Source organism: Bacillus sp. N6 (assembly GCF_052805735.1).
In genome coordinates this window covers 3,376,772-3,392,211 of sequence record NZ_CM127843.1, presented here as the reverse complement: position 1 = coordinate 3,392,211, position 15,440 = coordinate 3,376,772, and the positions used below count along the sequence as shown (strand labels likewise).

Sequence of the window (15,440 nt, the reverse complement as noted above, 5' to 3'; positions counted from 1 at the left end):
AGAGCATATACTCTGCATGCTTTTTATAATGCTGAAAACTCCTCAACAAGTTGAGTGAATTGTTTCAATGCACTTTCAATCGGTTCTGGCGTAGTTAAATCAACACCAGCTTTTTTCAATAGGTTTAGTGGATAATCAGAACTTCCACCTTTCAGGAATTCAATATAATTTTTCTGAGCATTCGGATCACCGCTTAATAGTTTATCAGCGATTTGAATGGCAGATGCGAATCCAGTTGCATATTTGTATACGTAAAACGGGCGGTAGAAATGAGGGATTCTAGCCCATCCGTATTTTACTTCTTCATCAAATACAAGTGAATCACCGTTATATTCTTTAAATAGTTTTTCATAAATTTCACTGAAGACTTGTGCATTTAATGGTTTACCTTGTTCCGCCATTTCATGTGTGATTTTTTCAAATTCTGCAAACATAATTTGTGTAAAGAAAGTACCTTTGAATTTTTCAATAAAATGGTTAACTAAATGGTTACGCACGTTCGTTTCTTTTGCTTCTTTTAATAAATAGTGAATTAATAACACTTCATTTACTGTAGAAGCGACTTCTGCCACAAAGATAGAATAATGTGCAGAAATTCTTGGTTGGTATCCATGTGAATAGTGCGTATGCATACCGTGCCCGCATTCATGAGTAAGAGTGAACAGGCTATTTAAATCATCGTGATGATTTAAAAGAATGAAAGGATGAACACCATATACACCAAAGTTATAAGCACCAGAACGTTTTCCTGGTGTTTCTCTTACGTCTATATATCGTTTATCTTTAAAACTTTTTAATGTTTCAATATATTCTTCTCCTAAAGGAGCTAGTGATGCAATCATAATGTCAAATGCTTCACTATATGGAATGTCTTGTTTTGCACCTTCTACTAAATCGACGCCTAAGTCGTATTGTCTTAGTTCATCTACGTTTAATTTTTCTTTTCGAATTTCATTGTATGTATGTAATGTTTGAATGTTTTTTTTCGTTGTATCAATAAGGTTTTCATATACTTCTTTCGGAACCATATCGCCAAATAATGATTTCTCTAGCGCTGATGGATAGTTTCTTAGCTTCGAAACGGTAACATTATTTTTAATAGCAGCGGATAAAGTAGATGCGATGGAATTCTTTAACTGAACATATGGTTTGTAATATGCTTTATAAGCTTCTTTACGCTTTTCACGATTCGTATCTTCTATTAACTTTGCATACATTCCGCGTGTTAAGTTCACTTTTTCTCCATCGTCAGTCGTCACTTCACCAAATAATATATCTGCATTGTTTAACATACCAAATGTGTGCTGTGGAGAAGAAAGAGCTTCACCCATCTGTGATAAAATTTCTTCTTGGTCCTTATTCAATACGTGTTTTTTATAACGGTATAATTCAAATAAGTCTTCTTTATAATATTGTAAGCCTTCTGTTTCTTCTATGTAAGAATGTAATGTGCTTTCGTCTATGCTAAGTAAGAAGGGGGAAAAGAAAGATTTAGCTGCACTTACTTTCACGTGTAATTGTGATACTTTATCGACAAGAGATTGCGCGTCAGTATCGCGTGTATCAAGGTCAGATTGTAATCGTGCATAAGCGAACATTAAAGATATTATGCTAGAAATTTCTTCACTCTTCGTTAAATAAGCTAATAAACTATTGCCATCGTGAATATTGCCATTAAACTCGTGTAATTCCTTCGTTAATACTTCAATTTTATGAAAATCACTTTCCCAATCTTCAATTGTATGGTAAATGTCTGTTAAATCCCATTTTTCTATATCAGCTACTTGTAATCGATCTTTAAGTTCTGTCATAATCATTTCCTTTCTAAACATGTAGTTATATTTCTATATAACTATGAAATACAACAAATTGCAAAAAATCCCTGCTGAAAATTGAAAAGCTTTGCTAAAATAACAAGGCTTACATACTTATAGTGTAATTCCAAATTTTGAATGTAAAAGGTTTGTAAATTGCATGTCTGTAACGGTTTCTTTCGTTTTTTTACCATTTTTCGCTACTGTAAGGCTATCTTTCGTTAAAGAGGCATGTCCATCTTCAGTTAGTTTTACAATAAGAGGTAGTTTATTAAAGGGTGACCCTTCATGTTCAACGATAATTTTTTGTGCTGTATTTGCTTTTTCTTCATCCACTTCTTCTATATAAAATGCATAGCCTAACGTCCAATCATCAGCAGAAGATTGATCCAAGAACTCATTGTTTTTCCGCATCTCTAAAATGTAGTTTCCCTTTTCGGTCATTTCTTTACGAATACGATAATCTCCTGTAACAGAGTGAATGACTTCACCTGAGAAAGGGACAGGGGCAAGAGGTAAGTATGATCCGAATCCTACTTCAATTAAATAAAGTTCATTATGATGTGTTAAAACGGTTGCGATATGGCCAGAATCAACAGCCCATATGGAGTTTGCAGCGTTATAAACTGTTCCTGAAACGAGATGAACATCGAATCCAAAATCTTTCAGGAAGTAATACATAGTAGGATTGAGTTCATAACAAAGACCGCCACGGTTATTTACTAAAATTTTCTCTTTCAAATTTTCTTTTGATATTTCTTTAAAATTCTTTTCGAGAATATTTAAGTTTTCAAAAGGAACAGTTTGTGCCATTGCGTACATAATGTTAGATAAATCTTCAAATGAAACTGTGTCTTTTTCTTCTACATGTAATCGTGCGAAAAATTGTTTTTGAAAGTCTGTCATAGAAATCCCTCCGTTATGTTTTTATAGGTAAATTGTAAACAATCTTGAATAGGATGTGAAATTAAAACTACGTTGAATATTTGAAGTGAGATTAAAAATAATGTGGGAGAGTGAGAGATTGCTACTTTACTAACGGTGGGACGAATATTATAATAATTCTGATAAACCATGCAAACGCTTTCTTAGAAGGGGATGGTGTACAGATGTTTAAAAGAATAACAATAGTCGGATTGTCAGTTGTTTTGTTTTTACCTAGTATATATGAGGGGAGTAAAGCATATGCAGATACAGTTAACAATGGAACGTTAATGCAGTATTTTGAGTGGTATGCTCCGAATGATGGGAATCATTGGAATCGTTTGCGTACTGATGCTGAAAATTTAGCGCAAAAGGGAATTACATCTGTTTGGATACCACCTGCATATAAAGGAACTACGCAAAATGACGTAGGATATGGAGCATATGATTTATATGATTTGGGGGAATTCAATCAAAAGGGAACAGTGCGGACGAAATATGGGACGAAAGCACAATTGAAGTCTGCAATTGACGCTTTACATAAGAAAAACATCGATGTATACGGTGATGTAGTTATGAATCATAAAGGTGGGGCTGATTATACAGAAACTGTCACAGCAGTTGAGGTAGACCCAAGCAATCGAAATGTTGAAGTATCAGGTGATTATGAAATTAGTGCTTGGACAGGATTTAACTTTCCAGGGCGTGGAGATTCTTATTCTAATTTCAAATGGAAATGGTATCATTTTGACGGAACAGATTGGGATGAAGGAAAGAAATTAAACCGAATTTATAAATTTAGGGGCATAGGTAAAGCGTGGGACTGGGAAGTGTCTAGCGAGAATGGGAATTATGATTATTTGATGTACGCGGATCTTGATTTTGATCATCCAGATGTTGCGAATGAAATGAAAAAATGGGGAACGTGGTATGCGAAGGAATTAAATTTAGATGGCTTTCGTTTAGATGCTGTTAAACATATTGATCATGAATATTTGCGCGATTGGGTAAATCATGTTAGACAGCAAACGGGGAAAGAAATGTTTACAGTAGCTGAATATTGGCAAAATGATATCCAGACTTTAAATAATTATTTAGCGAAGGTCAATTATAATCAATCTGTGTTCGATGCACCACTGCATTATAATTTTCATTATGCTTCAACAGGAAATGGGAATTATGATATGAGAAATATTTTAAAAGGAACGGTAGTTGCGAATCATCCTACACTTGCGGTTACTCTAGTTGAAAATCATGATTCACAGCCTGGTCAGTCATTGGAATCTGTAGTGAGCCCTTGGTTCAAACCGTTGGCATATGCATTTATTTTAACGCGTGCAGAGGGATATCCTTCTGTTTTCTATGGTGATTACTATGGTACAAAAGGAAATAGTAATTATGAAATTCCAGCGTTAAAGGACAAAATTGATCCGATTTTGACGGCACGAAAAAACTTTGCATACGGTACGCAGCGTGATTATTTTGATCATCCAGATGTGATTGGCTGGACAAGAGAAGGTGATAGTGTACATGCTAATTCTGGTTTAGCAACATTAATCTCTGATGGACCAGGAGGGTCAAAGTGGATGGATGTTGGGAAGAATAACGCAGGGGAAGTATGGTACGATATTACGGGTAATCAAACAAATACTGTAACAATTAATAAGGATGGTTGGGGACAGTTCCAAGTAAGTGGAGGATCAGTTTCCATATATGTTCAGCGGTAGGTTTCCCCCTTCTTTTTTACATGCTGCATAGTTATAAAGGTATGACACCTTTACTTCTCACTTAACATATAGTATGATGATTTCAGTAAATTAGATTTCAATGACTATAATATAAATTAATGAGAGGTGCTTTTTTGTGAGTGCGGTAGGTACTAAATAGGAAAAATTTAATGAAATAAATCGGATAAAATCAGGGGATTTTTATGTGTATCATACCCCTAAATTTGTCATGGATTTATTTCGATACCTATGAAGATACCTACAACACTTTATAAAGCGTGTAATAAGGGGATTGCCATCCGTTTTTTATGGTTTATTTCCTCATATGTTATTGCACATGCCTTGTAAATGTAAAAGCTGCGGTATCCCCGCAGCTTTTTTGTATATATTTTTAATGTATAAAAATGGTAATTGAATAATGTAGAGCTCATTGGAATCTAATGAGTAGGTATCTTCATTTATGATAAAAATCAATCATAGTGAGGAGAAACAAAATGAATACGATGACTTTTGAAAAGTTACAATATAACGAATTAAAGGATATAGTGAAATCTTATTGTGTAAGTGGATTAGGTAAGGAATTATTAAACAAATTAGAGCCGAGTACGAGTCTAAAAGTAGTGAGAAATCGCTTGAATGAAACGACGGAAGCACGAGCTATATTAGATGCAGAGGGGCATGTTCCTTTCTTCGGCATTTCTAATATTGCTAGTACAATTCAAAAATTAGAAAAAGGGATGATTTTAGACCCAGAAGAATTAGTAAGTGTTTCAGACTTTTTACGTGGGTGTAGAAAGATTAAAAAGTTTATGTTAGATAAAGAATTTTTTGCACCAGTATTAGCTTCTTATGCAAATTCAATGACTGAATATAAAAGTATTGAAGAGGAAATTAACTTTTCAATTAAAGGAAATAGTATTGATGTAGCTGCAAGTAAAGAGCTAAAGCGAATTCGAAATAATATCGATTCTGTAGATGGGAAAATAAAAGAACGTTTAACGAAGTTTTTAAATAGTAGTGCAAATAAGAAATTCATTCAGGAATTCTTTATTAGTAAAAAGGATGACCGTTATACGATTCCAATTAAATCTTCCTATAAAAATCAAGTTGCTGGAAGTATTATTGAAGCCTCGGCAAAAGGTTCTACTGTATTTATAGAACCACATACGGTTACGAAATTGAATGCAGAATTAGCAGGTTTGAAAGCAGAAGAAGCGGTTGAAGAGTATCAGATTTTAGCAACTTTATCAGGAATGGTGTTAGAAAACATTTATAGTATAAAGATTAACATGGAGCTAATTAGTCAGTATGATATGGTATTTGCGAAAGCGAAGTTTAGTAAATCGATTGATGGAATAGAACCGAAGTTAAACGATCATGGCTACATTCATTTAGTGAATTGTAAGCATCCGCTTTTAACAGGGCAAGTTGTACCGTTACATTTTAAAATTGGTCAAGAGTATCGTAGTTTAATTATTACAGGGCCGAATGCGGGCGGAAAGACAATTGTGTTAAAAACGATTGGATTGTTAACATTAGCTACAATGTCAGGTCTTCATATTGCAGGAGATAAAGGTACAGAAATCGCTATTTTCGAAAATGTATTCGTAGATATTGGTGATAATCAAAGTATTGAAAATGCACTAAGTACATTTTCGTCTCATATGAAAAATCTTTCTGAGATTATGAGGATGTCAAATAATAATACGTTACTTTTATTTGATGAAATAGGGAGCGGTACAGAACCAAATGAAGGTGCAGCACTTGCAATTTCTATTTTAGAAGAGTTGTACTTTGCGGGATGTATTACCGTTGCGAGTACGCATTACGGAGAAATTAAACGATTCTCAGAAATGCATGATGACTTTATGAATGCAGCGATGCAGTTTAATAGTGAAACGCTAGAGCCGCTTTATAAATTAGTTATCGGAAAATCAGGAGAAAGTAATGCACTTTGGATTGCGAATAAAATGAGCGTAAAAGAACATGTACTGAAAAGAGCGAAAGAGTATATGGGAAATAAAGAGTACGCTTTAGAAAAAGTGAATGAAAGTAAAATTAGAAAACCGAAATTTGTACAAGAAAAAAGAGAATCTCATTATGAGTACAAAATAGGCGATCGTGTTAATTTATTGGATCATGATGATTTTGGTATCATCTATAAGGAAAAAGATAATTCTTATAACGTTGTTGTATATTATAACGGTGAATTCGTTGAAGTAAATGTAAAACGTATTACTTTAGAAGTAGCAGCGAAGGAGTTATATCCAGAAGAATACGATTTAAATACACTATTTGTTGATTATAAAGAAAGAAAAATGCAACACGATATTGAGCGCGGATCGAAAAAAGCACTGAGTAAAATTCAAAAAGAAATAAGAAAGAATAGAGGATAAGTTAAAATGGTAACGATTAGACAAGAACAAAAAAATGATTATAGAAAAACAGAAGAAGTCGTAAAAGAAGCATTTTTAAAGGAAGAATTTAGTGATAAAACAGAACATGAACTTGTAAAACGTATTAGAGAATGTGACGCGTTTGTTCCAGAGTTATCAATTGTTGCGGTAGATGAAGATATAGTTGGTCACATTATGTTATCGAAAATTACAATAGAACAAGATGGAACTTCTGTAGAATCGTTAGCACTTGCACCAGTTTCAGTTGCTAGGGGTCATCAGAAAAAAGGAATTGGTGGAAAACTGATTGTAGCTGCATTAGAAAAAGCGAAAGAACTTGGATACGGATCAGTTGTAGTATTGGGACATCCAGAGTACTACCCGAAATTTGGTTTTAAGAAAGCAAGTGAGTGGAATATAAAAGCACCGTTTGAAGTGCCTGAAGAGGTATTTATGATAATGGAATTAACAGAAAATTCTCTTCGAGGTGTAGAAGGAATTGTACAATATTCGAGTGCTTTTGCTGAGTAGGAGTAACGGTTAAGAAATGTAATCATAAAAGATGCTATCTTTTTGTATGGATATACAGAAAGATAGCTTTTTTTTATTAAGCGGATCTACTGACGTATATTTTGCTCAATGAATAATTGAGGTGGTAAAATTGATATAGAAACGTAAAGGGAGAGAATGAAATGAATAAGCGAGAAACAGATAGCAATGAGAATGCAGTTACGTTATATGTTACAAGACACGGTAAAACAATATTAAATACGAATCATCGCGCGCAAGGTTGGGCTGATTCTCCATTAGTAGAAAAAGGTGTTGAAGTTGCCACAAATTTAGGAACAGGATTAAAAGATATTCATTTTATGAATGCGTATAGTAGTGATAGCGGCCGAGCGATTGAAACTGCTAATTTAGTATTAAAATATAGTGAGCAATCAAAATTAAAACTTGAGCAAAGAAAAGATTTGCGAGAATTAAATTTCGGTATTTTTGAAGGTGAAAAACTTGAGAATATGTGGGATGTGGTTGGAAAAGCTGCAGGCGTTGCATCACCAGAAGAACTTATGAAGTTTTCTATTCAAGAAGTGATTAATCTTATTAGAGTAGCAGATCCTACAAAACAGGCGGAAGATTGGGAATTATTTTCTACTCGTATAAAAGCTGAGATAGATAAAATTAGTGAAGAAGCTGCTGGAAATGGTGGCGGTAACGTTTTAGTTGTCGTTCATGGGCTTTTGATTACTACCTTAATAGAAATGTTAGACAGTAGCAAAACAAAACTTGGGGTGGAAAATGCTAGTGTGACGAAGATTGTATACCAAGATGGAACATATACAGTCGAGTCGGTTGGAGATATGAGTTATGTTGCAAAAGGGAAAGAAAGTGTTGAAATATAATACTATCTCAAATAGATATAAGAAAAGGAAGTTAGTAAAATCTAGCTTCCTTTTTATTTTTTAGTGCATCATTTATAAGGTTATATGGGATATTATGATGATTTTTTCTATTGTGTAGAATGTTTCTTTGTTCAACAATTGGGTCATTTAATTGAATAAGGGCGTATTTTTTTGAATAGGACCACTTTGTTAAAAAGGATACATCCAATTTTTAGCGAATACAGGGTTATAAATAAGAAAAAGTGGTGAGGTAAATAGGAAAAGAATGTAATTCCTTTTTGGACAATAAAACAGAAAAATGTATAATTAACAGGCTTCAGAGCTCGGGTTGTGTTTTTGCAGAAGAAGAGACCCGGTTACTTATTTCAGCAGCCCGAACTCCAGAGGACCTCAAGAGAATGGTGGAAATGCGAGCCGATGGTTTGCCACTTGAATATGTTATTGGATACGCAGAATTTTGTGGGTTGCGGATAGAAGTGGACCGGGGTGTTTTCGTACCTCGTCAACGTACCGAGTTTCTTGTTCACCAAGCAGAAGCTCTGTTATGCTTTGGTGATATCGTCGTTGATCTATGTTGCGGTTCAGGTGCTGTGGGTGTAGCTCTGGCGGCAGCTTTAGGAAGAGTTGAATTGTATTCGGTTGACATTGATCCTGTCGCAGTACGATGTGCTAGCCGCAACGTAACAAATTTCGGTGGCCATGTTTTTGAAGGTGACTTGTATAAAGCTTTGCCTCACACACTTAAAGGCCATGTGAACACCCTAGTTGCAAACGTACCTTATGTTCCTACCGAGGCAATAAAGCTGCTTCCACAGGAAGCCCGCCTACATGAACCGAAAATAGCGCTAGACGGAGGAGAGGATGGACTCGACATTCAGCGAAGAGTAGCAAAAGAAGCATTTCTCTGGCTCGCACCGGGAGGGCGTCTTTTAATAGAGACTAGTGAAATGCAGGCAACTCAGACCGTTGAAATCTTTGCTGATGCTGGGCTTACTGCGAGAGTGGCTAGAGACGAGGAACTAGACGCTACAGTCGTTATAGGATCGAATTCTAGTTTTTAGCATAAATCCGTACGTAGTCTTACTCAAAAATGAAATGATAATTTCCTAGCAATGTACAAATAAAAAAATCCATATTCAATTAAAGGGCGGTTTAATTGCGCAAGGAGCTCAAAAATTATCAAAATTTATTCAAAAGCTATACTGGCCCGTTATTTGAAGAAGAAAGGAGATAACATATTAGTCATATAAAATATGTTATCTCCTTTCATTTATCAATTTTTTTCAATTTAGGTCTTGATAAAGCTTCTTTTTTAATTGGAGTGATTATGGAATTAATAAAATCTTTCCTGTACTTTTTCTGCTCTCTAATAATTCATGAGCAAGAGCACCGTCTTGTAAAGAGAATGTAGTAGGATTTGAAATGTTTAATTTTCCAGTTGCGATCCAATCGAATAATTGAGTAGATCGTTTTTTACGTTCTTCATAAGTGGTAAGAACGTTCCAAAGGTCTCCGCCAGTTAAAGTTTTTGAAGTATCCATAAGCATACGTGGATCAACTGGAGCAGGATTACCACCAGCCATTCCGTAAAATACGACAGTACCGCCAATTTTAGTAGCGTTAAAACTTTCCTCTAATGTAGAACCTACTGATTCATATACAAGATTTACTCCAGTTCCATTAGTCATTTCAAGTACTTTCGTATGCCATTCTTCGTTATATAAAAATACGTGATCGGCACCAGCTAATGTAGCTATCTTTGCTTTTTCTTTTGATGATGTAAGACCAATTACTGTTCCGCCCTGTAGTTTAATCATTTGAATAAGAAGTTGACCGACGCCACCAGCTGCAGCGTGTACTAAAGCTATATCACCTTGTTTTAGTTGATAGCTATCGTGCGTTAAATAATGTGCAGTTAATCCTTGTAATAAGACAGAAGCGGCTGTTTCAAAAGAAATAGAATCTGGTAGTGGGATTACTTTTTCAGATGGAACGGCAACTAGTTCTGCATTTGCAAATGGGACGTCCGCAAATGCAATACGGTCTCCTAGGTTGATAGTAGTAACGTCAGCCCCTACTTTTTCAACAATTCCAGCTCCTTCATAACCTAATACATAAGGCGGATTGCCAGCAAGATGATAATCGCCGCGGCGTCTATAAATATCAGCGAAGTTTAATCCGATTGCTTTCGTGCGGACAAGAATTTCATTTGGACTTATGATTGGATCGTGTATTTCTTTATAGTGTAGAACATTAGCGTCTCCGAATGTTTCGAAACAAAGTGCTTTCATATGGAATACCTCCATTTATATTGTTTATAGATGTTCTTTATCATACAATACAAATATCAATAGACAAAGAGGATTATTTCGATGGAATCAATCGAAAATATCGATTGAAAAGAGGGATGATAAATGGAAATAAAACAGTTAATTACATTTAAAGTAGCGGCACATACTTTGAACTTTACACAAACTGCGAAGAAATTAAACTTTGCCCAATCGAGCGTTACAGCACAAATTAAAACATTAGAGGCTGAGCTCGGTACACCACTATTTGAGAGATTAGGGAAACGTCTTTTCTTAACTGAAGCAGGTAGGAAGTTTCAACTATATGCCGACAAGATGATTGCACTCAGTAACGAAGCGAAAATGGCTGTGAAAGATGATGAAGAAATAGCAGGTACGTTAATAATTGGTGCACAAGAAAGTCAATGTACATACAGACTGCCTTCTATATTAAAGAAGTTTAAAGCACAATTTCCTCAAATAAAACTTATATTTAAACCAGCACACTCCAATAAAGATGCGAAGGAACAATTGATGGAGGGGAAAGTAGATCTTGCATTTATTTTGGACGAATGTAAAACAGAAGATGTTTTACATGTGGAACCACTTATGAAAGAAGAATTAAAAGTAGTAGCTGCTCCTATGCATCGTTTACTTGAACAACCTTCAGTTTCTATAAAAGATTTAGAGAGTGAAACACTTTTACTAACAGAATTAGGCTGCTCGTATCGGACTTTATTTGAAGAGCTATTTCGCTGGGAAGATGTATATCCAGCAAATAAAATTGAATTTGTTAGTGTTGAAGCAATTAAACAATGTGTTATTGCAGATTTAGGTATAGCCGTTTTACCAGCGATAGTAGTAGAAAAAGATATACGGGAAGGGACGTTAAAGGAGTTAATGTTAAACGAAACAATATCTCCAATTTATACACAAATCGCTTGGCATAAAGACAAATGGATGACAGTGCCACTGCGACAATTTATTGATGTAACGAGGGAGTTTTTTGTAACGGATTAAGTGGAGAAATATTTATTTTATATAAAAGAAAAAATGGCAATTTTGTATAAAGAACCGATGCTTGAATATAACAAGTATTGGTTCTTTTATGTTTTAAATATAGAATGCTATAAAATGTGTATTTCTCAACTTTTTTTCTTACAAGGATAAGTAAAATTCTTCGTATATTCCAATAATCATAAGGGAATTTACAACGTTTATTCGTTTCTGTAAGATGCCTCTAGGAAGCGTGAAAGGAGGACTTACATAGCAGTATAGCTTGTCTTTAGTATACGTACTTATTGTGAGGAGGAATTTAAAATGTTTAAAAAGTTAATGAAAGTATGCGTGTTAAGTGCGGCAAGTATAGGTGTATTATTTAGTTTTCAAGGAAGTACATTTGCAGCTACTGATTTAAGTAGTTATTATGACGGGAAAAATCCAGCAACAACGAAAGTATACGGGGGAAGTACAACGTGTGATGCAGATGGATTTAATGCAAAGTCTACAGCAGTTTATGAAGGTAGTAAAAAAGTAGGGACAGTGTATTTACGTTACAGTAATAAATGTCATGCAGCGTGGTCTAAGCTTGTTTTAGATCAACCAGCTCCTTCTGTTTCTGGAGGGGTATATGCTTACGCTGTTATTAATAAATATAAAAATGGTGTATTCCAAAAATCAGTAGACTCTAATAGTGGCAATGGGGCAATTAAAACAGGACAAACGAGTACGTATACAGGAATGGTGTTTGATTTAACTGCTGATTTTGGTTATACAGCTGATGCCGAAGCGGTGACGATTAATAATGGTTACGGGAAAACAGCACGTTATTAATAAAGGAGTGGAATTCTATGAAGTTTTTTAAAAAGGTAAGCGCATGTCTTTGTCTGGCATTGCTCATCGTAACTAGTGTGTTTAGTACGACCAATAATGATAAAGCATACGCGGAAGACCATTCATATGATGGGAAAAGTCCTTATTATAATAGCTGTGATCAATCCGCAGTAACGAAAGAAAAGAAGTGGATTGATTCAAATTCTTATGTGGAATTAAAATTTAGCACGACGTGTAAGACAGCATGGGCAAAAGTTACTGTAACTCGCCTGGCAGTTTATAATAATGAAGCTGATGCAAGGATTGTTAGAAAAACAGATGGAAAGGCATACACTTGCGGAAGTGCTGGAGGAAATGGTGTTGTAAATAAAGGTCAAACATCATGCTATACGCCAATGGTATATGATTTAGATCCAAGAAAAGCGCAAGCGCAGGGAAAACATGCAATACCAAATAGTGATGCTTATAATTATGCGGAGACTATTTGGTATTGATGAGGATATGGAGATTGTAAGATAGAATATTTTAAGAGCATGTTTTGATTGGATTTCAAAACATGCTTGTTTTGTATTCATTCTAATTTTTTCGGTAATCATGGACCATTGAATTAACTAAGGTCTGTATCAGGAGGATTGTATCCAAGGTGACGAGCCATTGATACAATTTGTCCTTTATGATGAAACTCATGAGTCTCTGTATGAGTTAAAAGCCATAGCGGAGTTGTGCTCCAAGGTTCTTTTTGCCATTTCACTTCATTTGCTATGTTTTCAAGCCAACGATCATTGTATTCATCTAAAAAACTTTGTACAGTCTCATCTACTAATTTAAATCTAGCACGGACTTTCGCGACATCTGCATGCTCAATTTCGTAATCGCTAGCAAATGAAAAATCTGCTCTTTTTTGCTTGAATGCGAATGATTCAAGCCAGTATCGATAGCAATCGGCTACATGAATATGTGTCTTTATAATGCTACCGCTCCCGAAATTCGGAACAGTGCTATGTAATTTTTCTAATGGGATTTCTTCTAAAAATGTGAATAGAGTTTCTCTTGTAGAGCTAATAAGATTATATTGCTGTTTTAAAATATGTAACATGCAAGTACACTCCTCTTTTATTTACATAGTAAGTAATTCTATATTTACGAGGAGTGAACCTTTTTATTATTTTTAATAAGCATATTAGATGTATTTCTTATTTGTTTCTGATAGATTAAACAAGGTGAAACTTTAATAAGTTGAACATTCTTAGTTCATAATAAATTGTACATCAAGAAGGGGAACGATAAAATGAATAGACTAGTGGGTTTAAAACAATTTGAAATAACGCGCGGGGCGTTACTTAAATTTATGGAAACGTTAGATGATAAAACTGCAGATACGCAGCCAGAGGGTTTTAACAATACAATTCGTTGGCATATCGGTCACGTGTTAACAGCAGCAGAAGTTTTCATGTTTGGAAAAGAATTTAAACAATTACCAACTGAATATCCAGGTATGTTTGGGTATGGATCACGACCATCTAAATGGAAAACAGAAGGACCATCGTTAGAAGTGTTAACGGCTCAATTAAAAGAACAAGCAAAACGTATTAACGAAATTCCAGCAGAAGCATTTGAAAATAAACTGCCAGAGCCATTCCTAGGATTGGAAACAGTAGGGGAGCTTTACGGTATGATGCTTTATCATGAAGCTGATCATATTGGGCAAATGAAAGCGATGGAACGTATTATTAAAGCTCTTTAGTCTTAATTGCATATAACAAGCAATACAGTTGTAATGTTAAATAATATATACAAAAAAGGTAGATAAATTATTATCTACCTTTTTTGTATAACTTCTTGAAGGATTAGGGATTATCATCGTGGTGCTGATGAAGAAGGATAAGAGAATTTTATAATTTTTATGGTGTGATTATTAATTATAGTATTCCTAAATATGGAATATACGTATAATAATAGAGAAGAACTAGAAATAGGGGTGAATACTATGATTACATTAGAACAAAAGTTGGAGCAATATAAACATACATATGTACAGTTAAAGGGAGAACTAAAATGGAAAACGAGTGATTCTCGAACAGGAATGATGATTGCTGCTATGTATGCAGGTAGTGATAAATTGTTTGATCTCGGACGTTTTTTAGAAATTAGTAGTTATATTAAGAATCAGGTAGGGATGTTTTCATACTTAAAGTCTTATCATCGTTTTGTAGTGGCCGCAACATTAGATATTCACTTTACAGATTACAAGGAAGCTTTTCGGACGTTTTTAGATTTATATGAACAATTGGTCACTGGTGGCTTTAGCCGGAGTATATTTACTTATCTCGCAGCAGCTGTGCTTTTAACAGAAGAAAATGAACAGCATGGCACACATATTCAGCGTTCGATGCAAGTATATAAACGCATGAAAAAGGATCACCTCTTTCTTACAAGTACAAATGATTATCCGCTCGCAGTTTTATTAGCAGGACAATCAGAGCATGTAGAAACACTTATGGATCGAGTGGAACGTCTTTATCAGAAACTAGCGACAGCTGGTTTGCGTAAAGGGAATGATCTTCAATTTTTGAGTCATATTCTTTCACTAAAGAAGGATGTCAGGGAAGAACTATTAGTTGCAAAATGTACAAATATATGGAATTTGTTAAAGCAAGAAAAGGTAAAAGTAAAACAGATGCATTACCCAGCTATCGGGCTACTAGCGTTACTCGAGGACGGAGAAAAAGAGATTCATTCTATTCGAGCATTTATTGAAAAATTGCAGGGGGATAAATTGTTCCGTTGGCATACAGATACAAATATTCTTATTGCTATTCAACTGTTCGTAAGTCAGAAAGGTGAGGAAAGTAAAGCTACTAACACAGGTTTACAAACAATGATAGAAGTCCTCATACAAGCACAACAGGCAGCCATGATGGCAACGATTGCCGCTTCATCTGCAGCAACATCTTCTGCTAGTAGCAGTTCATAATGTTTAATTGCTTATACTCTTGTAAATTATAACTCCCTTGATAAGGAAGGTTTAAAAAATATTACTAAAAACAGTTAGCCC

14 protein-coding genes are annotated in these 15,440 nt (G+C 34.8%); 10 read left to right on the top strand and 4 right to left on the bottom strand.

Features of this window, described 5'->3' with window-relative positions:
* Window positions 1–23: 23 nt before the first annotated feature.
* Together pepF and ACUXVC_RS17480 are read right to left on the bottom strand one after the other, a co-directional pair.
* Window positions 24–1,811 (bottom strand): oligoendopeptidase F, encoded by a 1,788-nt coding sequence (pepF, locus tag ACUXVC_RS17485; protein ID WP_029442916.1) that lies wholly within the window; start codon window positions 1,809–1,811, stop codon window positions 24–26.
* Window positions 1,812–1,928: 117 nt separating this feature from the next.
* A complete protein-coding gene (locus ACUXVC_RS17480) occupies window positions 1,929–2,720 on the bottom strand; it encodes an arylamine N-acetyltransferase family protein (RefSeq protein ID WP_095690428.1) in 792 nt (263 codons plus the stop codon).
* Window positions 2,721–2,923: 203 nt separating this feature from the next.
* Here ACUXVC_RS17480 and amyS point away from each other — a divergent pair, with 203 nt between their 5' ends.
* From amyS to ACUXVC_RS17455, 5 genes are all read left to right on the top strand, one after another.
* A complete protein-coding gene (gene amyS / locus ACUXVC_RS17475; protein WP_017656311.1) occupies window positions 2,924–4,465 on the top strand; it encodes an alpha-amylase in 1,542 nt (513 codons plus the stop codon).
* Between the two features lie 494 nt (window positions 4,466–4,959).
* Complete coding sequence (locus ACUXVC_RS17470; protein WP_446025785.1) at window positions 4,960–6,861, top strand: endonuclease MutS2; 1,902 nt, start codon at window positions 4,960–4,962, stop codon at window positions 6,859–6,861.
* 6 nt (window positions 6,862–6,867) lie between these two features.
* On the top strand, window positions 6,868–7,392 hold the full coding sequence (locus ACUXVC_RS17465) for a GNAT family N-acetyltransferase (protein WP_095690430.1): 525 nt from the start codon (window positions 6,868–6,870) through the stop codon (window positions 7,390–7,392).
* A 161-nt stretch (window positions 7,393–7,553) separates the two neighbouring features.
* Window positions 7,554–8,264, top strand: coding sequence for a histidine phosphatase family protein (locus tag ACUXVC_RS17460; protein ID WP_001042044.1), 711 nt, complete (start codon window positions 7,554–7,556; stop codon window positions 8,262–8,264).
* 278 nt (window positions 8,265–8,542) lie between these two features.
* Window positions 8,543–9,325, top strand: a complete 783-nt coding sequence (locus ACUXVC_RS17455; RefSeq protein ID WP_144465796.1) for a putative protein N(5)-glutamine methyltransferase — start codon at window positions 8,543–8,545, stop codon at window positions 9,323–9,325.
* A gap of 264 nt (window positions 9,326–9,589) precedes the next feature.
* Here the strand turns inward: ACUXVC_RS17455 and ACUXVC_RS17450 are convergent, their stop codons facing one another.
* On the bottom strand, window positions 9,590–10,555 hold the full coding sequence (locus ACUXVC_RS17450) for a quinone oxidoreductase family protein (protein ID WP_000645266.1): 966 nt from the start codon (window positions 10,553–10,555) through the stop codon (window positions 9,590–9,592).
* A 123-nt stretch (window positions 10,556–10,678) separates the two neighbouring features.
* Between ACUXVC_RS17450 and ACUXVC_RS17445 the strand changes: the two genes are divergently transcribed.
* From ACUXVC_RS17445 to ACUXVC_RS17435, 3 genes are all read left to right on the top strand, one after another.
* Window positions 10,679–11,572, top strand: coding sequence for a LysR family transcriptional regulator (locus ACUXVC_RS17445; RefSeq protein WP_000403893.1), 894 nt, complete (start codon window positions 10,679–10,681; stop codon window positions 11,570–11,572).
* Window positions 11,573–11,872: 300 nt separating this feature from the next.
* Window positions 11,873–12,385, top strand: coding sequence for a DUF2690 domain-containing protein (locus ACUXVC_RS17440; RefSeq protein ID WP_000473735.1), 513 nt, complete (start codon window positions 11,873–11,875; stop codon window positions 12,383–12,385).
* 17 nt (window positions 12,386–12,402) lie between these two features.
* Window positions 12,403–12,879, top strand: coding sequence for a DUF2690 domain-containing protein (locus tag ACUXVC_RS17435; RefSeq protein WP_086395300.1), 477 nt, complete (start codon window positions 12,403–12,405; stop codon window positions 12,877–12,879).
* 113 nt (window positions 12,880–12,992) lie between these two features.
* On the opposite strand, the gene ACUXVC_RS17430 is transcribed toward ACUXVC_RS17435, so the two are convergent.
* Window positions 12,993–13,481, bottom strand: a complete 489-nt coding sequence (locus tag ACUXVC_RS17430; RefSeq protein WP_089171514.1) for a DinB family protein — start codon at window positions 13,479–13,481, stop codon at window positions 12,993–12,995.
* 192 nt (window positions 13,482–13,673) lie between these two features.
* Here ACUXVC_RS17430 and ACUXVC_RS17425 point away from each other — a divergent pair, with 192 nt between their 5' ends.
* Window positions 13,674–14,129, top strand: coding sequence for a DinB family protein (locus ACUXVC_RS17425; RefSeq protein WP_001081119.1), 456 nt, complete (start codon window positions 13,674–13,676; stop codon window positions 14,127–14,129).
* A 192-nt stretch (window positions 14,130–14,321) separates the two neighbouring features.
* On the top strand, window positions 14,322–15,359 hold the full coding sequence (locus ACUXVC_RS17420) for a DUF4003 domain-containing protein (RefSeq protein WP_144465795.1): 1,038 nt from the start codon (window positions 14,322–14,324) through the stop codon (window positions 15,357–15,359).
* Window positions 15,360–15,440: the final 81 nt, after the last annotated feature.